At 35.1% G+C, this 21700-nt stretch carries 19 protein-coding genes, 2 tRNA genes and 1 pseudogene; 15 read left to right on the top strand and 7 right to left on the bottom strand.

Translation table 11 applies throughout. The features are described from left to right. Nucleotides 1-163: 163 nt before the first annotated feature. Nucleotides 164-484, bottom strand: coding sequence for a DUF3276 family protein (locus tag QUE35_RS02640; RefSeq protein WP_009317142.1), 321 nt, complete (start codon nucleotides 482-484; stop codon nucleotides 164-166). A 230-nt stretch (nucleotides 485-714) separates the two neighbouring features. On the opposite strand from QUE35_RS02640, the gene nusB reads away from it, so the two are divergent. The 8 genes from nusB to QUE35_RS02600 all read left to right on the top strand — a co-directional run bounded on the left by nusB (nucleotide 715) and on the right by QUE35_RS02600 (nucleotide 8093). Next, nucleotides 715-1644: a transcription antitermination factor NusB gene (nusB, locus tag QUE35_RS02635; RefSeq protein WP_022389740.1), complete on the top strand. Its 930-nt coding sequence runs from the start codon at nucleotides 715-717 to the stop codon at nucleotides 1642-1644. A 405-nt stretch (nucleotides 1645-2049) separates the two neighbouring features. Next, nucleotides 2050-2370: a preprotein translocase subunit YajC gene (yajC, locus tag QUE35_RS02630; RefSeq protein ID WP_022390048.1), complete on the top strand. Its 321-nt coding sequence runs from the start codon at nucleotides 2050-2052 to the stop codon at nucleotides 2368-2370. 119 nt (nucleotides 2371-2489) lie between these two features. Further along, a complete protein-coding gene (locus QUE35_RS02625; RefSeq protein ID WP_022601237.1) occupies nucleotides 2490-3500 on the top strand; it encodes a YbbR-like domain-containing protein in 1011 nt (336 codons plus the stop codon). Continuing rightward, nucleotides 3497-4084: a dephospho-CoA kinase gene (coaE, locus tag QUE35_RS02620; RefSeq protein WP_022601238.1), complete on the top strand. Its 588-nt coding sequence runs from the start codon at nucleotides 3497-3499 to the stop codon at nucleotides 4082-4084. The genes QUE35_RS02625 and coaE overlap by 4 nt, the downstream gene beginning before the upstream one ends. 95 nt (nucleotides 4085-4179) lie before the next feature. After that, a complete protein-coding gene (locus QUE35_RS02615; RefSeq protein ID WP_022601239.1) occupies nucleotides 4180-4593 on the top strand; it encodes a DUF5606 family protein in 414 nt (137 codons plus the stop codon). A 132-nt stretch (nucleotides 4594-4725) separates the two neighbouring features. Further along, nucleotides 4726-5361, top strand: a complete 636-nt coding sequence (locus tag QUE35_RS02610) for a CatA-like O-acetyltransferase (RefSeq protein ID WP_022601240.1) — start codon at nucleotides 4726-4728, stop codon at nucleotides 5359-5361. A 243-nt stretch (nucleotides 5362-5604) separates the two neighbouring features. After that, the gene (locus QUE35_RS02605) at nucleotides 5605-7071 is read left to right on the top strand and encodes a glycoside hydrolase family 30 protein (protein WP_031258612.1); all 1467 of its coding nucleotides are present in this window, start codon (nucleotides 5605-5607) and stop codon (nucleotides 7069-7071) included. 149 nt (nucleotides 7072-7220) lie between these two features. Further along, nucleotides 7221-8093, top strand: coding sequence for a DUF3078 domain-containing protein (locus QUE35_RS02600; protein ID WP_433996983.1), 873 nt, complete (start codon nucleotides 7221-7223; stop codon nucleotides 8091-8093). A 72-nt stretch (nucleotides 8094-8165) separates the two neighbouring features. Here QUE35_RS02600 and QUE35_RS02595 read toward each other — a convergent pair whose 3' ends face one another. Together QUE35_RS02595 and QUE35_RS02590 are read right to left on the bottom strand one after the other, a co-directional pair. Then, nucleotides 8166-8783, bottom strand: coding sequence for a DUF4923 family protein (locus tag QUE35_RS02595; protein ID WP_022601243.1), 618 nt, complete (start codon nucleotides 8781-8783; stop codon nucleotides 8166-8168). Between the two features lie 22 nt (nucleotides 8784-8805). After that, complete coding sequence (locus tag QUE35_RS02590; protein ID WP_009317132.1) at nucleotides 8806-9435, bottom strand: cytidylate kinase-like family protein; 630 nt, start codon at nucleotides 9433-9435, stop codon at nucleotides 8806-8808. A 545-nt stretch (nucleotides 9436-9980) separates the two neighbouring features. On the opposite strand from QUE35_RS02590, the gene QUE35_RS02585 reads away from it, so the two are divergent. The 7 genes from QUE35_RS02585 (at nucleotide 9981) to QUE35_RS02555 (ending at nucleotide 18733) form a co-directional block, all read left to right on the top strand. After that, entirely contained in the window at nucleotides 9981-12119 is a 2139-nt protein-coding gene (locus QUE35_RS02585) for a tetratricopeptide repeat protein (protein ID WP_286262101.1), read from the top strand. 442 nt (nucleotides 12120-12561) lie between these two features. Beyond that, complete coding sequence (thrS, locus tag QUE35_RS02580; protein WP_031258617.1) at nucleotides 12562-14502, top strand: threonine--tRNA ligase; 1941 nt, start codon at nucleotides 12562-12564, stop codon at nucleotides 14500-14502. A 64-nt stretch (nucleotides 14503-14566) separates the two neighbouring features. Next, nucleotides 14567-15076 (top strand): translation initiation factor IF-3, encoded by a 510-nt coding sequence (gene infC, locus QUE35_RS02575; RefSeq protein ID WP_044261685.1) that lies wholly within the window; start codon nucleotides 14567-14569, stop codon nucleotides 15074-15076. A 59-nt stretch (nucleotides 15077-15135) separates the two neighbouring features. Then, complete coding sequence (rpmI, locus tag QUE35_RS02570; RefSeq protein WP_009317128.1) at nucleotides 15136-15333, top strand: 50S ribosomal protein L35; 198 nt, start codon at nucleotides 15136-15138, stop codon at nucleotides 15331-15333. 116 nt (nucleotides 15334-15449) lie between these two features. Then, nucleotides 15450-15800, top strand: a complete 351-nt coding sequence (gene rplT, locus QUE35_RS02565; protein WP_022389765.1) for a 50S ribosomal protein L20 — start codon at nucleotides 15450-15452, stop codon at nucleotides 15798-15800. Between the two features lie 787 nt (nucleotides 15801-16587). Next, nucleotides 16588-17139 carry a DUF4468 domain-containing protein gene (locus tag QUE35_RS02560; protein ID WP_022601247.1) on the top strand — a complete coding sequence of 184 codons (552 nt, stop codon included), beginning with the start codon at nucleotides 16588-16590 and terminating at the stop codon, nucleotides 17137-17139. A gap of 235 nt (nucleotides 17140-17374) precedes the next feature. Further along, nucleotides 17375-18733, top strand: coding sequence for a transposase (locus tag QUE35_RS02555; RefSeq protein ID WP_022601248.1), 1359 nt, complete (start codon nucleotides 17375-17377; stop codon nucleotides 18731-18733). Nucleotides 18734-18956: 223 nt separating this feature from the next. Here the strand turns inward: QUE35_RS02555 and QUE35_RS02550 are convergent. The 4 genes and pseudogenes from QUE35_RS02550 to QUE35_RS02535 form a co-directional block, all read right to left on the bottom strand. Beyond that, nucleotides 18957-19031: transfer RNA gene (locus QUE35_RS02550), tRNA-Pro, on the bottom strand. 24 nt (nucleotides 19032-19055) lie between these two features. Further along, nucleotides 19056-19129: transfer RNA gene (locus QUE35_RS02545), tRNA-Asp, on the bottom strand. A 173-nt stretch (nucleotides 19130-19302) separates the two neighbouring features. Continuing rightward, nucleotides 19303-20070 carry a TIGR03915 family putative DNA repair protein gene (locus QUE35_RS02540; RefSeq protein ID WP_022391159.1) on the bottom strand — a complete coding sequence of 256 codons (768 nt, stop codon included), beginning with the start codon at nucleotides 20068-20070 and terminating at the stop codon, nucleotides 19303-19305. Between the two features lie 4 nt (nucleotides 20071-20074). Then, nucleotides 20075-21330, bottom strand: a pseudogene (locus tag QUE35_RS02535) (putative DNA modification/repair radical SAM protein). Nucleotides 21331-21700: the final 370 nt, after the last annotated feature.

Here is a 21700-nt window from a genome sequence, read left to right as displayed (position 1 = left end):
CTTTGTGAGGTAGAAATATAAAGATAAAATATACTCAAATAAAATTTTTTACTTGAGTATATTCGTATAAAGTAGAATTTTTTATATCTTGAAATCTGTAAATTGAAAAGATTTTTTCCCCATAAAAAAATTTTAAGAGAAAATTCTTCTTTTGTAGATTGGACTAAAGACTTTCTATTTTTTCTTCTGAATCTTTTTCTGGAGAGTTATCTTTGATATATGTCATTACCTCATTAAGTCCTGATGTGAATTTGTCGAAATCTTCTTGATATAAAAAGATTTTATGTTTTTCAAACTGGACTATGGGATTACAGTCTTCACCGGAAATAATTTTTTTACTTTCTGTAATAGCTAGAAAAAATTCATCTTTTTTGTTCTTCTTAACATCTAAATAGTAAATTCTTTTTCCGGCTTTCAGTGTTTTTGTAAATACTATATCATTCTCCTTCTTATTGAGTGTGTCTTCCTTTTTCAGATTTTCCATATTAAGTAATGTTCTTGTGTGTGATGAAATATTTTATTAATTATGTATTCAAATGCAAATATGCTATTTTATTTTGAAGAAACAAATATTTTGAGATAACATTTTAGAAATATAATGAAGTTCGTTTTTTCTTGTGTTGATTTTTGAGAAAAAAATAGGCATTTAAGACGGAGTACAATAAAAAAAGTAATACCTTTGCAGCCGCATAATACAAAAAGGATCTTTAAAAAATGGTGAATCGAATTTTAATCCGAATCAAAGTTGTACAAATAGTATACTCTTATTTGGTAAATAAAGATAAGAGTATAGATACTTCAGAGAAAGAATTATTTTTCAGTTTGGAAAAAGCTTATGAGTTGTATCACCGTTTGTTACTTTTGATGATCGAATTAACAGATGCTCAAAATAAACGTATAGAGAATGCCCGTTTTAAATATACGGCGACTGCAGCAGATAAGAATCCGGATACACGTTTAATAAATAATCGTTTTATTGCGCAATTGCGGGAAAACAAGATGTTAAAGGAGTATGTCGATCGTCAATCTGTTTCTTGGGTGAATGAACCGGATTTTATTCGTATTTTGTTAGATCGCTTATTGGCATCTGACCTTTATAAAACATATTTAACTTCAGAAGAAGATTCGTATGCTGTTGATCAGGATTTCTGGAAAAAGGCATTCAAACACATCATTGTTGAAAATGAAGATCTGTCGGAAATTTTAGAAGCGCAAAGTCTTTATTGGAATGATGATTTGGAAACGATTTCTACTTTCGTATTGAAAACGATTAAACGGTTCGACCAAAGTAAAGGTGCGGAACAGGAGCTTTTGCCGATGTTTAAAGATGATGAGGATGCCGAATTTGCTAAAATGCTTTTTAGAAAAACACTCATGAATGTCGATGTTAATAAGGCTCTGATAGATCAACATACGAAGAATTGGGAAATTGACCGAGTGGCTTTTATGGATATTGTCATTATGTTAGTTGCCATTGCAGAAATAAAATCATTTCCTACCATTCCTGTCAAAGTAACATTGAATGAATATATAGAAATAGCCAAAGCATATAGTACTATAAAGAGTGGACATTTTATAAATGGAATTTTAGATGCTATTGCTTCTCAGTTAAAAAAAGACGGTTCTTTAGTCGGTAAAGTATAGAGAGATTCGAAACTTCACGATTTTTATAACAAATAGAGGCTATACAGAAACTTCTGTATAGCCTCTATTTGTTATAAAATATGTTCTTTACATAACACAGAGTCTAAATTTTAAGAATTGAATTGCCGTACCGATACCGTCAATATCGTTATAGATCCCAAAAACGCAAAAATGACCTGATAATATTTCCTTATTGAAAAATTTAGGCAGTTCCTAAGATAGTTTGGGGAATATTGAATCGATTTTAGTTCAGATAAAGCGACAATAAAAATGTTTCTAAAAATTAAATAGGCTCTTCTATTATATTTTTTTCTCAATCTCACTTTTTTGTCATATCTTTGTTATTAAATAAAACAGTTGTATTTGTAACTGTATCTTTAATTGTTTAACAAATAAGTTGAAATTATGACATTATTGACAATTTTACTGCAACAACAAGGACAAGGCGCTGGATGGTCAAGTATAATTATGATGGTGGCCTTAGTTGCTATTTTTTATTTCTTTATGATTCGTCCTCAGACAAAAAGGCAAAAAGAGATTCGTAAGTTTCGTGAAGCGTTGAGCGTTGGAGACAAAGTCGTTACCGCCGGAGGAATTTATGGAAAGATTAAGGAAATCAAAGATAATATTATCGTTCTTGAGATTGCGGATAATGTACGGATTCGTATTGATAAATCTTCTATTTATGCTACTGCTGCCGATTCGACGACTACAAACCAAGCTTAATCGGCCTGCCTTTTTGTAGAAGATCTTATCTTAAGAGATTATTAAAGATAAAGTTTTTTATTTGTAATTTTATTTCGAATAAAAAACTTTATCTTTGTTTTATTAGAGTTATTGGTTAAATGAAAAAAGCTACAGAACGCTATATTCAAATCAAAATAAAAAAATGGTTGCATAATGCAAAAGTTTTTTTTCGTAGTGAAAGGAGCAAAGAAGTTATTACTTTTTTGTTATTTTTGGGTTTGTCGTTTCTTTTTTGGGTGTTGCAGTCATTGAATGAAGAAGTAGAGGCATCGTTCAAGATTCCTATACGCTTTACGAATGTCCCGGATAAAGTAATGATTACAAACGAATATCCTCAATATTTGGACATTCGTATAAGAGATAACGGGACAACGATGATGAACTATATGATAGACCGCTTTGTTCCTGTCGAGATAGATTTTAATCAGTATCAGAATAAACGAGGACAATTTACTATTTCATTGGCGAAGTTGAGCGCATTGGTTCGTAAACAACTTAAAAATACTACGGGTTTGGTTTCTATTTCTCCGGATTCTTTGACATTATATTATTCTCAAAATAGAGGAGCGAAGTTTAAGTTACGTTTGGTCGGCTCTGTATCAACAGTTCCACAATGTGTTATTAATGGAGAAATATCTTCCGGGATAGACTCAGTTACAGTCTATGCCCCTTCTTATATTTTGAACTCCATTAGAACGATAGAGACAGATTCTTTTGCTTTGAGAAATTTGTCAGATACGACAGTTTATGATCTTTCTTTGAAAAAAATAAGAGGTGCTAAAATTGTTCCGGATAGAGTGAAAATTATGGTTCCTGTTGAAGAGATAACCATGAAAAAAATGACGCTTGCAGTAAAAATAGAGAATATTCCTGATAATATGACGATGCTTCTTTTCCCGGCGACTGTAGAAGTCAGCTATATGCTTCCTATCAGTCATTTTGCAAAAGTTACCGCAGGGGATATAGAAATAGGAGTAGATTATGGACAGATAAAGAATAACTCAGGAAATAAATTGGCTGTAAAAGTTTTGAAACAACCGTCTTTTGTTAAGCATTTGCAAGTAGTGCCTGACAGCATAGAATATATTTTAGAGGAAAAAATATTATGAAATCGGTAGGAATAACTGGTGGAATTGGAACAGGAAAGTCGGTGGTAAGCCATTTCCTTCGTATATTGGGGTTTCCCGTATATGACAGTGATTCCGAAGCGAAAAGATTAATGAATACACACCCGGAAATACGAAATAAACTTATCGCTATGTTTGGTCCAGATATATATATAGGGCAGGAATTGAATAGAGTTTTATTAGCTCGTTATATATTTATAGACCTGTTATTATTACAAAGAATCAATGAGATTGTTCATCCGATAGTTCGGGAGGATTTTAAATCTTGGTGTATGCGCCAAAAAACCGCATTTGTTTTTATGGAGTCTGCAATTCTGTTTGAGTCGGGATTCGAAAATTCTGTTGATGAAGTTTGGGTAGTTACTGCTCCGGAAGACATGCGTATTTGTCGTGTGATGGTAAGGAATAATTGTAGTGAAGAAGATGTGCGGCAAAGAATATCGGTGCAGTTAGATGAAACTGAAAAATGTAAAAAAGCAGATCAGGTTATCCGAAATGATGATAAAAAACCTTTGATACCCCAAATTTTGAACTGCCTGAATTATAAGGGGAAACTTGAATGTTAAGAATCTTTTGATACAAAAAAGAGTATAACGATTGATAAATTGAATATTGAATGTTACATTTGTGCCGATTTAATCTTTAAAATTATTACGATATTATGTTGAAAGCAATCCTTTCTATATCTGGAAAACCCGGGTTATATAAATTAGTGTCACAAGCAAAAAACATGTTGATTGTAGAGTCTGTAGTTACGGGAAAACGGACACCAGCATACGCTCATGATAAAGTTATATCATTAGGAGATATCGCTATTTTTACAGAAAGCGGAGAAGTACCTTTAAGGGAGGTATTGATTAAAGTGAAAGAAAAAGAAAACGGTGCAGTGTCATCTATAGATTTAAAATCGAATCCGGATGTGTTAAGAAAATATTTTGCGGAGATTTTGCCCGATTTTGATAGAGAGCGAGTATATCCCACCGACATAAAAAAACTGCTCAGTTGGTATAACTTACTTGTAGAAAAAGATCTTGCCGATTTTTCAGAAGAGAAAGAAGAAAAAACAGAGAAGTAGTTATTTAAACATAGAGAATAGATACCCTGATTATTAATACAAAATTATTTCTTGTTTAATGATCAGGGTATTTTGTTTGGAAAGCATTTAAAGTTTTTTATCGGGAAATTTAGATAAGTTCAAATTCTAAAGATGAAACAGTTAGTAGATATTGATAATTGGAAAAGAAAAGAAAACTATCTTTTTTTTAGGAACTTTGCGAATCCGTATTATACGGTAACATCGGTTGTAGATGTCTCGAAAGCTTATGATACATCTAAACGTTTAGGAATAAAATTCTCTCAATTTCTTATGTACGCTTCATTGAAGGCTGTAAATGAGATCGAGTTTTTGCGGTATAGGCAAATAGATGGGAAGGTCTGGCTTTTTGATTCGATCAGGCTTAATACGGCAGTATCGCTTCCTGGTCACTCTTTTATTTCAGTAATAGTCCCTTATAAATCGTCTTTAAAAGAATTCGTAATGTCGATTCAAGAGCAGATAGATTTGGCCCGAAAAGGTTTGGGTGATGCATATGGGCTCGATTCTGAAAAAGACGTTATTGTCATTAGTATTAATCCGTGGTATAGCTTTACCGGAATGCAATTCCAATTTCCCGAGAATGCAGGAGAAAATATGCCGCTATCTATTTTCGGAAAAGTAACGGAAGATAATGGAGTAAAAAAAATGCCGGTTGCAATGAGTTTTCATCATGGTTTTGTTGACGGATATTATGTGGGGCAATATTGGGAAAAATTTCAACAAAATTTAAATACCCCTTATGAATGAAGTTGAAAAAACAAAGAATATTTGACTAAATTGTCCTATTGGAAAAGGTAACTGTTATAAAGTTTTAAAGCCGAAAATTTTCAGAGTATGATGAATGAACGGGAAAGTCATTCGTTATGCTCTTTTTTATTTTTTTGTCTGGAAAATTTACGACCGGCTCTTTGTCTTTTGAAATATTTGAATAATATAAAAGAATCTGTAACTTTGTTACAATATTTACACATACATTTAATTTATCGTATCATGAAAAATCTGATTTCGATTGTCATTTTGACAATATCATTATGTGCATGTACACAGCACCGGAGTCCAGCAGTCGAGTGGATAAGTACTACTGCCGATTCGCTTTTTGTTTCTCATCCGGGTATTTTTATGTCGGAGTTTGTGGATAGTGCGGACGTTGAAATTCTTTTAGATAATCCTATGCAGGAAATTGATGGGTTTGGGGCATGTTTTAATGAACTGGGGTGGACTTCATTATCTGAGTTGAATAGTGAGGATAGAGAAAATATCATAAAAGATCTTTTTAGTAAGGATGGTATGAACTTCTCTGTCGGACGAATGCCTTTAGGAGCAAATGATTTTTCTCGGGATTGGTATTCCTATAATGAAACGGATAAAGATTTTGAAATGGAGAACTTTTCGATAGCCAATGATGAGGAAACATTGATCCCGTTTATTAAGGCAGCTTTGGCAGTACGTCCCGATTTAAGACTTTGGGCTTCTCCTTGGTGTCCCCCTACATGGATGAAATACAATAAACATTATGCATGTATGTATCAAGATCCTGAGACTGTACAGGAAAATATGAAACAGTTGGGGATCAGTAATAGCATAACTACGGTTAATCATCTTATTCCTGATCAGCAAGGAGCAGAAGGGGCGGATATGTTTATTCAGAAACCCGAATATCTAAAAGCTTATGCTCTGTATTTTAAAAAGTTTATCGAAGCTTATCGCTCCAAAGGTATTCGTATTGAAATGGTTGCACCTCAAAATGAATTTAATTCTTGTCAAGTATTTCCTTCATGCATTTGGACGGCCGAGTCTTTATCGCGTTTTGTCGGAACATATTTGGGTCCGGAAATGCAGAAATTGGGAGTGAAGATATTATTTGGAACGATGGAACGGAAAAATGATCTGATGATAGATACCGTTATGAAAAGCGAAGCAGAAAAATATGTCTCGGCTATCGGTTTTCAATGGGCCGGAAAAGGTGCAATTAAGGCTGTTCATGAAAAATACCCTGAATTAAAGCTGGTGCAGACTGAAAGCGAATGTGGAGATGGAAAGAATAGCTGGGATTATTGTTTTTATACTTGGAATCTGATGAAACACTATCTTAGCAATGGAACATCTGTTTACATGTATTGGAATATTTCGTTAGAAGAAGATGGCCTGAGCCATTGGTTCTGGCGTCAGAACTCCTTAGTATCGGTTGACAAGGATACAAAAACATATAGATATACCCCCGAATATTACTTAATGAAACAGTTCAGCCATTTTGTACAGCCTGGAGCGCGAAGAATTGAGACTTCGGGAAGATATGATAATTTGTTGGCATTCAGAAATCCTGATAATTCGATTGTTGTTATTGCAGCAAATGAAGAAAATTTTGAACAACCTTTGAAAGTCAGAATAGGGAAATTTATATTACCGGTGAATTTAGAATCTCGGTCTATAAATACGTTTGTAATACCAAAAAAATAAAGTCTATATCAAATAAGTGGAAAACGGGTAAGCAGATTTGTTTATCCGTTTTTTTTGAAATAAAGAAAACAATATTAAGCTAAAAACTGTTATGTAAAATATATTAATTTTATTGTGTTGGATTTATTTATAAAAAGCTAATTATGACGATCCGAAAATTATTTTTGTTGATGACATTATTTGTTGGGATGAGTATATCTGAAATTAATGCGGAAACTAAGGATTCTTTGTGGACGACTTCTGGATATGCAGGTCTTAAGTTGACTCAAGTCAGTTTTACAAATTGGGCGACAGGAGGGGATAATGCTTTTGCCTTTGATTTGCAAGGAACATATCAAGCAGATTATAAACATAATAAGCATGTATGGAAAAATAGATTGGAGTTGGCTTATGGATTGAATAAGACCAGAGGAGATGGATTAAAGAAAACCAGTGATAAGATTTATTTGAATTCCAATTACGGATATGAAATATATAAAAATTTATATGCGAGTGCCATTTTGAATTTTCAGTCACAATTTACAAGAGGATATGATTATGCAATCAGCCGGGATATCTCTGTTTCGGAATTTATGTCTCCCGGATATTTAATGACCGGACTTGGGGTGACATGGATACCTAATAAATATTTTACAGCGGTATTTTCACCTGTAGCATGGCGCGGAACATTCGTTTTAAATAAACGACTTTCCGATGAAGGTGCATTTGGTGTAAAGCCGGGTAAAAACCTCTTGTCTGAATTAGGAGCTAATCTAAAATTGGAAGGTAAATATGAATTTTTGAAAAATATGACAGTTTATTCTCGGTTAAATCTATATTCCGACTATTTACGGAAGCCTCAAAATGTCGATGTAAATTGGGAAGTTCAATTAAATATGGTTATTAATAAGTGGTTCTCTACAACATTAACAACAAATCTGGTATATGACGATGATGTCCTTATCGGATTGAGTGACGGTCGTAGAGTAAAACGGGTTCAATTTAAAGAGTTATTAGGAGTCGGGCTTCAATTTAATTTTTAGAATGTCTAATATACAATAAGAGGTGGATTTTTTAATCCTCCTCTTATTGTATATTAGGTTAAGTATAACTGTTTATTTACTTAGTTCAAATCCGATCAGCATGCCGTCATAACCCTCGGCAACGGACCCGATTGTCTTGATTGTCGAGCTCTTAGATGCTGAAGATAATTTAGTTAATATCTGTAACAATTTATTGGCATTAAATAACAGTTTTATGTTATTCCCGGATTTCTCGATTTTAGCTTCAGATTTTCCAATATTTATTAATCCGGCAATTTGATATTGTAGGTTTAGCTCTTGATTTTCTGCATCGAACGTGTATGTTCCCTTAGAATTGCGTCCCATAAATTTATTTACAAACGTACTATCGGCGAATGTATATCCGAATTTTTCTGAACTGATGCCTATTTTTGAATAAATGCCGGCCAATTTTTCACTAACTTCATTAGCGACTATTGCACCACCGGCTTTTTTCAAAAGATCTTCAGTAGTAAATGAACATGCGGGACTTGCATATTTCCATGTACCCTCCAAATCAGATTGTTTAACACCACTGACTCCCGATACAATATTTGATACAGCGTCTTTTACATTTGAAGAATTAAGAAAATCCTTCAGACTTTGTGCATAAGATGAAATAGTTGTGGCAAACAATAAAACCACCGCAAGTGATACAACTTTTCTTTTCATGATGAATTTTATTATTTAATAATTATTTTGATTGTTCTAATTTTAGTTCAATAAATCTTTTAATGAAAAGAGCTGTTTCTTCTGATCCTAAAATAGAAGAGTCTATCGATAAATGATAAGAAGCAGAATCTCCCCATTCTTTATCTGTATAAAAGTTGTAATAGGCAGCACGGTGCTTATTTATTTTCTCGGCTTTTTCCAAAGCTTCTTTTACATCGATAGGTTCTGTTCTGGTGATTCTTTCTATGCGATTTTGCATAGGAGCGTGAATAAATATATTGAAACAATTGGGAACATCCCTTAATATATAGTCAGCGCACCGCCCTACAATTACACAAGAGTGTTCTTGTGCTATTCGTTGAATGACATCAGACTGATATTTAAAAATGTTCTCATTACAAAGAGAACCGTCGCTACCGAACGTACTGCCTAAAGATGCCCAGCTCATGGAGAGCATGTGCCGTAGGGAACCGGGGGCTTTTTCATCGGCTTTTTCAAAATATTCTGCATTGAGACCACTTTCTTTGGAAGCCTCTTTGATTAGTTCTTTGTCATAATAAGCAATATTAAATAATTGTGATAATCTTTTCCCGATTTCTCGTCCTCCGCTTCCATATTGACGGCCTATAGTTATGATAAATTTCTGTTCCATGATTGATCAAAATTTTAGATTCTGTTTATTATCCGTTCTAAAAAACAGAAACAAATTTACAAAGTTTAATCGGAAATGATTCTCTTGACCGTGTAAATTTTTATATTTCAAGTTTTTCATATCGCTTAAAGCCGGTCATCTAAATTTTTTATAGGATGTCTTTATTCCGATAAATAATGGGTGTGGCATTATGATTTATAAAATTCTTGTGTAATTCAGGAGAATGAGTTTATTGAGTAATAATAAATGAAAACTTTTGCATGTTTATAAGAAAGAAAAAGCTATAAAATATGATGATAGAGTAAAACTTTATACTATAAAATCCCTACATTTGCGATTTAGAGTTTATATGAAATAATAATCAAGGAGAATGAAAGTATTTTTAGAGTGTCCCAACTGTTTTAAGAGATCGGAATGGTACTTTGTTTTGAGATTTACAGTTTGGAAGATTCGAGAATAATACATCCTTGGATAGACAATCAAAATATTTCCGTAGGATTTTCGACCTACAAGAAATAATAGATTAAAAAAGAAGATACCGAAAGATGAAAATACAGTTTCCCCATAATATAATGGTATATTTAAAGAGAATCATTTTGTCGTTTTTGGGATTAATAAGTTTTTTCGTTCCGATTCAAGCTCAACTGAATACGGAACGTGTAATGAATATTGGTCGCAATGCTCTCTATTTTGAAGATTATATACTTTCCATACAGTACTTTAATCAAGTCATAAAAGTAAAGCCTTACATGGCAGAACCTTATTTTTATAGAGCTGCCGCCAAGTTAAGTCTGGAAGATTTCAGAGGTGCAGAGGAGGATTGTAATTTATGCCTCGAACGTAACCCTTTTATAACAGGTGCATATCAGGTTCGAGGAATTGCCCGTCAAAATTTAGGAGATTATCAAGGAGCGATTGATGATTACAATGAGGGACTGAAATATGCTCCTGAAGACCGAACCTTTTTGGGAAATAAAGCAATAGCAGAAGTCCAGCTCAAAAAATATGATGATGCGGAAAAAAGTTTTGATAAACTTATCAAAACTCATCCGTCTTATTACAACGGCTATTTAAGTCGTAGCCAGTTTTGGTTAGAAAAAAAAGATACTTTGAAGGCAATCGAAGATATAGACAAAGCTATATCTTTAGACAAGCATCTTTCGTATGCATACGCACAACGGGCTATTATTAAATTTCAATATACAAAAGACTATCAAGATGCTTTGGCAGATATGAATGAAGCTTTACGGCTTGATCCGAATATGTCTTCTTATTATATTAATCGGGCATTGATAAAATATCATTTGGATGATTTGAGAGGTACAATGGCCGATTATGACAGAGTTGTGGAGATAGATCCTAATAATCTGATGGCTCATTACAATCGAGGTCTGTTAAGAGCCCAGGTCGGAGAAAAAAATAAAGCAATAGAAGATTTTTCCTTTGTATTGAAATATGAACCGGATAATTATTTTGCTTACTATAATCGGGCTGTATTATACGATGAATTGGGAAACTATAGAGCTGCAGTCAAAGATTACAATAAAGTATTGGATCAATATCCCGATTTTTATTCTGGATATTATGCCCGTTCTGAAGCAAAAAGGAAATCGGGAGATATTTCCGGCGGAAAATCAGATTATCAGAAAGCTATGAAACTTTATGAGCAACAGAAGAATACAAATAAGAGTTATGAGGAAGTAGCAGATAATATTGATGAATCTGAAAATGACACTTCAGAGAAAGATGCTGATAAGGTAAGAAAAGAGTCCGACAAAAATATAAATAAATTTGATCGATTATTGGTTGCGGACAATACCGATATGAAGAGTAAATATACTAATGAAATAAGAGGTAGAGTGCAAGATAAGAATTTCAATGTAGAGATAGCTCCGGCATTTGTTCTTACATGTTCTGAAAAACCGGATCAGGTAAAACAGACAATTTCTTTTGTCCCCGAGGTTGAAAATCTGAATAGAGCCGGGATATTGCCTTATCGGGTGTTATTGACAAATGCTGAGATGGCATTGGACTCTGCAAAAATTAATAAACATTTTGTCTCGGTCAATGATTATTCTAAATTGATAGAAATAAATCCGAATAATGCAGTCCCATATTTTGGACGAGCTCTCGATTTTATGTTGATACAAGATTTTGCAAGTTCTTTAGATGATCTGAATCGGGTGATACAGTTAAGCGATAATTTTGTTTTGGCTTATTTTATGCGAGCTGTCGTCCGGTTTAAGCAAATTGAATATCGAGCTTCTACCCAAGATTTCGATACTCAAAATAGCAAATCTGTTACAGAAGCGTTTAGTTTACCAAAGAACTCGGCATCATCGATATTATTACCCAATTCATCGTCAAATAAAAAAGAATCGGTCGGAATGGATTATGAGATGGTTCTTCGAGATTACGATAAAGTTATAGAAATGTCGCCGCAATTCGTTTACGCTTATTATAATCGAGCTAATGTAAGATGTGCACAAAGAGATTTTCGGGCAGCTTTAGCAGATTATAATGAAGCAATTCGCTTACGTCCGGATTTTTCAGATGCGTATTTTAATAGAGGATTAGTGTATGTCTTTTTAGGAGAGACTCAGAAAGGTATTGCCGATTTAAGTAAAGCCGGAGAATTAGGAATCGTTTCTGCCTATAATGTTATTAAAAGGCTGGGAGATTAAATTTTTGCCATGGTTTTGGGCAATGTAATAAAACGCCATTAAGACAAGACCTAATAATCATTTCAAAGGTATATTTATTGACGTTTAGATAGGGTATAAGAATTTGTTTAAACTTTACACTGACATTTTTTGAGGACTGTTTTTGAGAAAGGATGAGAAACGTCGGACTACATGACGTGTAGAAACAGTAATATAGATCGGGAGCAGAGTAAAAGTCTTATTATCGGAAAATTTAGATAGGCTCTTAAAGGATCTGAGAATCGTCTTATTGGATAGTAAAAAAATATTGCCATAAAATTTAAACAGGGTCTAAAAAATTATTACTTTTGTGCTCTTGATAAAATATCTCTTTTTATAGAGACTTAGGAAATAAGAATTATAAAAACAATTGTTACATTTTGCGTGTTGTATTAATGCTATGCGCAACAAGAAAACAAAGATTATGATAAAAATAACTTTTCCCGATCAATCGGTTAAAGAATTCGCTAAGGGAACTACACCGTTGCAGATAGCCGAAAGTATCAGTCCTCGTTTAGCTCAGGATGTTCTTGCAGCTTCGATAAACGGGCAAGAATGGGATCTTTCTCGTCCTATAAATGAAGATGCCGCCATAAAATTATTTAAATGGGATGATCCTGAAGGAAAACATGCATTCTGGCATTCATCAGCCCATTTGTTGGCTGAAGCATTACAAGAACTTTATCCTGGAATAAAGTTCGGAATCGGTCCGGCAATAGAGAACGGATTTTATTATGATGTGGATCCAGGTGATACACCTATTAAAGAAGGCGATTTTGCAGCTATCGAAACTAAAATGGCTGAACTTGCTTCTAAAAAAGAAGCGATTGTACGGCATGATATATCGAAAGCTGATGCTTTGAAAATGTTCGGGGACCGTAATGAAGAATATAAAGTGGAGTTGATTTCCGAATTGGAAGACGGAACGATCTCAACATATACACAAGGGAATTTTACCGATCTTTGTCGAGGTCCGCATTTGCCTAATACAGCTCCGATTAAAGCAGTGAAAATAACATCTCTTGCTGGAGCATATTGGCGAGGCGATGAGAAACGTCATCAGTTGACACGTATCTATGGCATTTCTTTCCCGAAAAAGAAAATGTTGGACGAATATTTAGCTTTGATGGAAGAAGCTAAAAAACGGGATCATCGAAAAATCGGAAAGGAATTAGAATTGTTTACGTTCTCACCAGCTGTAGGGCAGGGGTTACCTTTATGGCTTCCGAAGGGAGCTCTTTTGCGTGATCGGCTTGAAAATTTTTTACGTCGTATTCAGAAACGATTCGGGTATCAACAGGTCATAACTCCCCATATCGGAAATAAATTATTGTATGTGACGTCTGGACATTATGCCAAATATGGTAAAGATTCTTTCCAGCCTATTCATACACCTGAAGAAGGTGAAGAATTTTTGTTGAAACCCATGAATTGTCCTCATCATTGTGAGATATATAAAGCATTTCCTCGTTCATATAAAGAATTGCCCTTGCGATTTGCAGAATTCGGAACAGTATATCGTTATGAACAAAGCGGAGAATTGCATGGATTGACAAGGGTTCGGGGATTTACTCAGGATGATGCTCATATTTTTTGTCGTCCCGATCAGTTGAAGGAAGAATTCTTAAAAGTAATGGATATTATATTTATTATATTCAAAGCTCTTGATTTTAAGAATTTTGAAGCTCAAATTTCTTTGCGTGATCCGAATAATCGGGAAAAATATATCGGTTCTGACGAAAATTGGGAAAAAGCAGAACGTGCTATAGTTGAGGCTTGTGAAGAAAAGGGCTTAAATGCCAGAGTCGAATTGGGAGAAGCTGCTTTTTATGGACCGAAACTCGACTTTATGGTAAAAGATGCTATCGGACGTCGTTGGCAATTAGGAACTATTCAGGTCGACTATAATTTACCGGAACGGTTCGAGCTTGAATATACAGGAAGCGATAATCAAAAACATCGTCCTGTTATGATACATCGAGCACCATTCGGCTCAATGGAACGTTTTGTTGCGGTTCTTATCGAACATACTGCCGGAAAATTCCCTTTATGGTTGACTCCGGAACAGGTCGTTGTTATGCCTATCAGTGAGAAATATAATGACTATGCACATGAAGTTGCTGCACAACTCGAAATGCAGGATATACGTACCACTGTAGATGACCGTAATGAAAAAATCGGGCGGAAAATACGCGATAATGAGCTCAAAAGAATTCCGTATTTGCTTATTGTCGGAGAAAAAGAAGAACAAAATAAAGAAGTTTCTGTAAGAAAACAGGGTGAAGGTGATAAAGGTTCGATGAAAATTACTACCTTTGCCGAACTTCTGACTGAAGAAGTTGAAAGAATGATAACCCAATGGTAATTGAATGGAGAAAAAAAACAATTTAGGAGTTAATAAAAATTATCCTTCAAAGAAAAATGAAGGAATGAAAGAGTTGTACCGTACCAATGAAAAAATTAGGGTAAAAGAAGTTAGATTGGTAGGAGAAAATGTCGAACAGGGAGTTTATTCTATTCAAGACGCTTTGCGTATTGCAGAAGAGCAAGAACTCGATCTTGTAGAAATTTCTCCAAATGCGGTTCCTCCTGTTTGTCGTATTACGGATTATCAGAAATTCCTTTATCAGCAGAAAAAACGTTTAAAAGAACAGAAAGCTAAATCGACTAAAGTAGTCGTAAAGGAGATTCGTTTCGGACCTCAGACCGATGATCATGATTATAATTTTAAATTAAAACATGCCAAAGGTTTCCTTGAAGAAGGTGCGAAAGTTAAGGCTTATGTTTTCTTTAAAGGGCGTTCTATATTGTTCAAAGAACAAGGAGAAGTGCTTTTACTTCGTTTTGCCAATGATCTGGAAGATTATGGCAGAGTAGAGCAGTTACCCGTTTTGGAAGGTAAGCGTATGATTATAATGATTACTCCTAAGAAAAAGTAGAGAATTGAGGAGACTCAATATTATATGTTTTAGTAATACATAAATTAAAATTTAGTAAGATGCCAAAGATGAAAACTAACTCCGGTGCCAAAAAAAGGTTCGTCCTTACCGGATCAGGAAAAATCAAAAGAAAACACGCTTTCAAAAGTCATATTCTGACGAAAAAGACTAAAAAGCAAAAAAGAAATCTTACTCATTTCACTCTTGTATCTTCTGCAGATATCAATAATGTGAAAGAGTTATTGTGCTTGAAATAAGCCTTTGATTTTTTATTTAAAGCAAAAAGCGAGTTTAAAATTTTATTAACCGAATGTCATAGCTCGAAGATCATCCCGTGAGGAGGTGACGCTAACATTCAAAACAAGTAAAAACTATGCCAAGATCAGTAAATCACGTTGCTTCAAGAGCAAGAAGAAAGAAAATTTTAAAATTAACCAAAGGTTACTATGGTTCTAGAAAAAATGTTTGGACCGTAGCTAAAAATACATGGGAGAAAGGTTTAACCTATGCTTACCGTGACCGTAAAGCTAAAAAACGCGAGTTCAGAGCATTGTGGATTCAGCGTATTAATGCGGCAGCTCGTTTGGAAGGTATGTCATATTCCAAATTGATGGGGGCTTTGCATAAAGCTGGTATTGAAATCAACCGCAAAGTTCTTGCAGATTTGGCAATGAACAATAATGATGCTTTTAAGGCTATTGTAGAGCAGGCAAAAAAAGCTTAACTCATTTGTTATTATATAAATAAGGTTTCTTATACAAGAAGCCTTATTTTTTTGTCCTAAAAATTTGATTATTGTACTACTTTTACTATATTTGTAATACAGAAAGCGAGTAAGACATAAGGTTGCATCCTAGTAGATTGGGAAACTCATCAAATCTTATGAAATACCGAGAACAAAGCTTTCTCTTCTAATGGCGGGCCACGCCGAGAGGTATGCATTATGCACGGTGGATTACAAAGGAAGGGGGCACTCAAATCCTGTTATTCGGAGTTTCATCGCATCCTATGATGCAACCTTTCTTTATAAAAGGCAGACTATTTAATGGTTTGCCTTTATTTTTATATATTTTCTACTGGAAAAACTGCTTTAGATGTTTTGAAAGTTTTTTTAAAGGTGTTTTTCAGTTCTGATAAAGAACATCGTAGGGAAAAGAAAGTTTTACCCTAATTATGATCGGCAATTATGCGGAACATTTGCTGATTCCGATTAAAAAAATACTACTCAGGAACAATGCCAAATTTATAAAATTGATAATATGTGTACTTATTGGTTGGAGCTGGATGAAAATCTCTCATTTGATGTTTCTTTGAAAAAGATAAGTACGATTTCAATCTTTGAAGTATTACTCAAAGGGAAACTTATTTAGTAGTTTATAAATTGATTTCAATAAGATATTCGATATGATATAGAATAATAAAATAGGATTTAGTTTTGTTATTTTATTCTTTTTTTTGTAAAATTACGGTTGTTAATAATAAACATATTTACAAACCAAAAGATTAATTTTATGAAGAAGCTATTTTTACTACTCTTTGTTTCTATGGGGTATTTCTTTTCTTCCTATGGTCAAGAAAAATTGACATTTAGTAAGGTTATAGAGGTTAAAGATGTAGATAAGACAAGTATTTATATTTCTTTACGAGATTGGATATCAACTTACTATAGAGATACTCAAGAGGTTTTGCAAATGGATGACAAAGACGCTGGTATTATTATAGGTAAAGCAATTTTTTTGTATTCAATGAATAAACTGGCTTATGCTGCCTATGATGGAAAGATATGGTATTCTATTAAATTGCAAGTTAAGGATGGTCGGTTTAAAGTTGAAATGTTAAATTTTATTCATGAAAATAAAAAAGGTAATGCTCCAACTTGCAACTTAGGACTAATTACCATTGCGGAAAATTATACAGATAAGGGGGCGCAAAAGTTTTTTCATAATAAGGTTTGGAAAGATATTAAAGTAAAAAGTGAACGGGAATCAAATAGTATATTTTCAGATTTAGAGAAATTGGCAGCATCAATACAAACGGTTAAGGAAGACTCTGATGATTGGTAATTGATATTTTTTATTTGCTTGATATGCTAAATTATTGGCTGCGTTGTTAAAATTACCTTTTAACTCTCTAAATCATACTGAAATAAATAAAAAGGGACATTCAGTAAATAATATAAAATCAGCCAACTAATTCATACACAAAATATTGCGAATTAGCTGGCTTTTTTGTATCTTTAGGTATCCCCCCGCAAATAAGGTTTGAAGGCCAAAACGGGGGAAATTCCCCGACTAAGATATGGCTAAGGTACAAAATATTTCGGAAATTCACCCAACTTTGGGCTTCACAGAATTTGATGTTCTAGAAAAATATCGCAAAAGTTTTCATGAGAGTGAGCTTGGCAGGCTTCATTCCGTATTTCCGTTTGAGCGTATGGCGAAGGCGGCGGGTCTGTCACGGCAGCATCCGGGCCGACGGAAGATCTTCAGCCCTTCGGCAAAGATTGCCCTTATGGTTCTGAAGGCATACACCGGATTTTCTGACAGGCAGCTGGTGGAACATCTTAACGGGAACATACATTACCAGATGTTCTGCGGAATCATGATAGATCCGACCTCTCCCATAACTAACTTCAAGATAGTCAGTGCTATCCGCAATGAGATAGCATCCCGTCTTGACATTGATACCCTCCAGGAAGTTCTGGCTTCACATTGGAAACCTTATCTTGACAACCTTCACGTGTGCATGACCGATGCCACCTGCTATGAGAGCCACCTGCGTTTTCCAACGGACATGAAACTGCTTTGGGAAAGTATCGAATGGCTCTACAGACATATCTGCGGCCATTGCAGGGAACTCGGTATAAGGCGTCCGCGCAACAAATATGCGGATGTGTCAGAGTCCTATCTTTCCTACTGCAAGAAAAGAAAAAGGAAGGTTTCACGGACAAGAATGCTCAAGCGGCGTATGATCAGACTCCTTGAAAAGCTCCTCATACAGAGGGATGAGATTCATCGGGAGTACGGGGCATCACTCCGATATACAAAGGATTATCGGAAGCGTCTTTCCATCATCAGAAAGGTTCTTGTACAGGAAAAGGAAATGTTTGAAGGTCGGAAATTCAGTGACCGCATCGTCAGCATCGACCGTCATTATATACGTCCCATCGTAAGAGGCAAGGAAACCAAGTCCGTCGAGTTCGGCGCAAAGGTTAACAACATACAGATAGACGGTATATCGTTCATCGAACACCTCTCGTTCAATGCTTTCAACGAGGGGATACGGCTTAAGGACTGTATCCGTATGCAGCAGAAACTTATGAGTGTAAGGGTTAGATGCGTGGCGGCCGACTCTATATATGCCAATAAGGCCAACAGAAAGTTCTGTACGAAATATGGAATCTCCACATCCTTTGTGCGCAAGGGAAGGGCGGCCAGGGATGAACCCTTGAGGAAGGTTCTCAGATGTGAGTTGTCAAGAGAGAGGGCCACCCGGCTTGAAGGCAGCTTCGGAACTCAAAAACAACATTACTCACTCTCAAGAATAAAGGCACGGAACAGGAAGACGGAAATCCTGTGGATTTTCTTTGGAATACATACGGCAAATGCCGTACTGATGATAGACAAGATCAGGAACAGGACGGTGAAAGCGGCATGATATGATTTTACAGGCAGAGGCAGAAGATGTCTTCGGACTTCTTCCCGAGTGTCATGTCCTGTAGGGTAAGATTGTGTGAGAAATTACAGGAATAGGACTATAAAAATGGCATATGAAGTGAGTATGCTCTATCATCTTCATATGCCATTTTGATTTTTAGAGACATTTACTGAATATCCCTAAAAAAGAGGAAGCTAATTTACTTAACTTCCTCTTTTTTGTGTCGGGGTACCAGGATTCGAACCTGGGACCCCCTGCTCCCAAAGCAGGTGCGCTAACCGGACTGCGCTACACCCCGAATCTTCATTAAAAATATTGTTTGCGGTGCGGACGGGACTCGAACCCGCGACCCCATGCGTGACAGGCATGTATTCTAACCAGCTGAACTACCGCACCAGTTAACAAAATTAAGAACGCTTCTTTTTTCTTTTGCGTTGCAAAGATAGTCACATTTTTTGATTTAACAACAGTCTTGAATGAAAAATTTTCAGGAAAATCTTTATTAAAAATCGTTCGATACACAATCGGTTGAAAATCAGATAATGCAGAAAACAGGTTTTAAATAAAAATTATTTTTGTTTCTCGGTTAAATGTTTCCAAAACCTTACGGGCAAGTTTTGACGATGTAGTTTGGGGTTGTTTCTTTCCTTAATATTAATTGCTTTGAAATATTCTTTCCAAAGCTTTTGAAATAATTCTTCATCGGGATGCATTTGATTTTTGTCTAATATTCCGGATAGAAGATGAGCGTTACTGTTTTCGAACTGTATTTCTGTAACCGAAGACAGATCATAATAGTATCCGTATTCTCGTTTTAAATCATAAATTATCCATTTCTGGTCTGAAAAGCGATCCTTGCAGTGAGGAACGATTAAAGACAATACATTATAAATCGGCTCTATTGCTGCAAAGAATGTTCCATCCATAGCTTTTTGGAAACGTAGAAACTGAATAATTCGGTGTTGTTCACGATGTACTTTTTTCCAGATTTGAGAAAGTTCCAAGACATCATTATCTCCGAAATTCAGTTCAATAGAACAGGGGGAATCTATAGCTTTTCGTATATAACGAAAAATCAATAGATCTATTTCGGGCAATTCAGATAACCAACTGGCAGCAAGACAGGAGAGGGCAGGTCTCGACAACTTTTTCATCAATCCGTTCCATACCCGTTCCGCTTTATCATTATCCGTATATACTATATGTAAATCGTCATAGAATAGTGGAAGAGTTTCGTCTTCGCTCAGTAAAAGATCCGGAAATGTTTTTCGAGAATAAGCGTCGAAAATTGCATTCAACAACCCTTCAAATGTTTTATCATATATGAATATATTCATGTTTTTAATCTTCAAAAGAGAGCGTTAGTTGTCGTGAGTCTTTCGTTCGAGGTCTCCCTACTAAAAGTTTGCGGATATTTTGTGGATTCATTTCGTTTACTGTTTGCATCGGAAGTTCGTTGCAAGTAATAAAATACTGCGCTTTTTTCATTACCACGCCGATTTTTTTTAATTGGGACGCTCCTAATCGGGAGTAACGGCGGGAAACAACGATTAATTTTGCAGATTTTATACCGATTCCGGGTACTCGCAGAAGCATTTCGTAGTCTGCTCGGTTTATATCTATCGGAAAAATTTCCGGATGACGTAAAGCCCACGCAAGTTTAGGATCGATATCCAGATCGAGATTAGGATAAGCATCATCTACGATTTCATTTACTTTGAATTGGTAGAATCTCAATAGCCAGTCGGCTTGGTACAATCTGTTTTCCCTCACCAATGGAGGTTGTTTTAGAACCGGCAATCGATTATCATAATCGTTTACATGAATATATCCGGAATAATATACTCTTTTCATCGTTGGTCGCTGATATAAAGCAGACGATATGCGGAGTATATCCTTATCTGTATCTGACGTTGCTCCTACAATCATTTGTGTACTTTGTCCTGCCGGGGCAAAACGGGGTGCATGGCGGAATCTTTTTTTTCTTCCGCACTTTGTAAGATCCCTTGTTGTATGTAACGCATTGGCGTAAATACACTTTTAAAGTCTTTTTCAGGTGCTAATATTTTGAGGCTTTCTTCATTAGGAATTTCTATATTTACACTTAATCTGTCAGCATATAATCCGGCTTCGTTTACTAGTTCACGGCTAGCTCCCGGAATGCTTTTCAAATGGATATATCCGTTGTAACGGTGCTTCAATCGTAATTCTTTTGCTACACTTACCAATCTTTCCATGGTATAGTCCGGGTTATTTACTACTCCTGAACTTAAAAAAAGCCCTTCAATATAATTTCTTCTATAAAATTCAATGGTAAGATCAACCAACTCTGATACAGACAAAGTCGCTCTTTTCAAGTCATTACTTTTACGGTTGATACAATAAGCGCAATCATATATACAATAATTGGTAAGCATAATTTTCAAAAGCGAAACGCATCTTCCGTCTTCTGTAAAACTATGGCAAATACCCCAGCCCGAAGCACTTCCTATGCCACCTGTCATTTTGGAGCGGGAAGTTCCGCTTGAGGCGCAAGATACATCGTATTTTGCCGATTCCGCAAGAATTTTCAGTTTTTCGAGAACTTTTTCATTCATAATTATATTTCGCTCTGATAACTGCAAAAATAGAGAAAGACTTTGTTTTTATGTAGAAATTGTTCCTTAAATTATATCTTTGTATGAGTTAAAAAAATGAGTGTTTTTTATCAGGAAAATATGTCCTTTTAAGGACTGTTTTTGGGTAATTAAAAATGCTTAAAGCAATGTAATTTTTGAAGAATTAAGATTAGACTATTATCATTAAATCGGAATTGGTTGAATATGATGTAAAAACGTTGGACGTAAATTTTGTTGACGTAAATGTGTAAAATGAACAGGCCGTAAGATTTTATTTGCATCAGTGATTTCATGTAATAGGTCGTGATGCAACAGATAGTACCGGAAAGCCGTATTCTGTTTTACACGT

The organism is Coprobacter fastidiosus, assembly GCF_030296935.1.
Taxonomy (GTDB): Bacteria; Bacteroidota; Bacteroidia; order Bacteroidales; family Coprobacteraceae; genus Coprobacter; species Coprobacter fastidiosus.
Note: the sequence above shows the minus strand (reverse complement) of the source record. Positions and strands in the feature narration are given on the sequence as shown.

Excerpts from the sequence above, each read along its gene's own strand:
- QUE35_RS02640 (WP_009317142.1), bottom strand. The coding sequence starts at position 484 with ATGGAAAATCTGAAAAAGGAAGACACACTCAATAAGAAGGAGAATGAT.
- nusB (WP_022389740.1), top strand. The coding sequence starts at position 715 with ATGGTGAATCGAATTTTAATCCGAATCAAAGTTGTACAAATAGTATAC.
- yajC (WP_022390048.1), top strand. The coding sequence starts at position 2,050 with ATGACATTATTGACAATTTTACTGCAACAACAAGGACAAGGCGCTGGA.
- QUE35_RS02625 (WP_022601237.1), top strand. The coding sequence starts at position 2,490 with ATGAAAAAAGCTACAGAACGCTATATTCAAATCAAAATAAAAAAATGG.
- coaE (WP_022601238.1), top strand. The coding sequence starts at position 3,497 with ATGAAATCGGTAGGAATAACTGGTGGAATTGGAACAGGAAAGTCGGTG.
- QUE35_RS02615 (WP_022601239.1), top strand. The coding sequence starts at position 4,180 with ATGTTGAAAGCAATCCTTTCTATATCTGGAAAACCCGGGTTATATAAA.
- QUE35_RS02610 (WP_022601240.1), top strand. The coding sequence starts at position 4,726 with ATGAAACAGTTAGTAGATATTGATAATTGGAAAAGAAAAGAAAACTAT.
- QUE35_RS02605 (WP_031258612.1), top strand. The coding sequence starts at position 5,605 with ATGAAAAATCTGATTTCGATTGTCATTTTGACAATATCATTATGTGCA.
- QUE35_RS02595 (WP_022601243.1), bottom strand. The coding sequence starts at position 8,783 with ATGAAAAGAAAAGTTGTATCACTTGCGGTGGTTTTATTGTTTGCCACA.
- QUE35_RS02590 (WP_009317132.1), bottom strand. The coding sequence starts at position 9,435 with ATGGAACAGAAATTTATCATAACTATAGGCCGTCAATATGGAAGCGGA.
- QUE35_RS02585 (WP_286262101.1), top strand. The coding sequence starts at position 9,981 with ATGAAAATACAGTTTCCCCATAATATAATGGTATATTTAAAGAGAATC.
- thrS (WP_031258617.1), top strand. The coding sequence starts at position 12,562 with ATGATAAAAATAACTTTTCCCGATCAATCGGTTAAAGAATTCGCTAAG.
- infC (WP_044261685.1), top strand. The coding sequence starts at position 14,567 with ATGAAAGAGTTGTACCGTACCAATGAAAAAATTAGGGTAAAAGAAGTT.
- rpmI (WP_009317128.1), top strand. The coding sequence starts at position 15,136 with ATGCCAAAGATGAAAACTAACTCCGGTGCCAAAAAAAGGTTCGTCCTT.
- rplT (WP_022389765.1), top strand. The coding sequence starts at position 15,450 with ATGCCAAGATCAGTAAATCACGTTGCTTCAAGAGCAAGAAGAAAGAAA.
- QUE35_RS02560 (WP_022601247.1), top strand. The coding sequence starts at position 16,588 with ATGAAGAAGCTATTTTTACTACTCTTTGTTTCTATGGGGTATTTCTTT.
- QUE35_RS02555 (WP_022601248.1), top strand. The coding sequence starts at position 17,375 with ATGGCTAAGGTACAAAATATTTCGGAAATTCACCCAACTTTGGGCTTC.
- QUE35_RS02540 (WP_022391159.1), bottom strand. The coding sequence starts at position 20,070 with ATGAATATATTCATATATGATAAAACATTTGAAGGGTTGTTGAATGCA.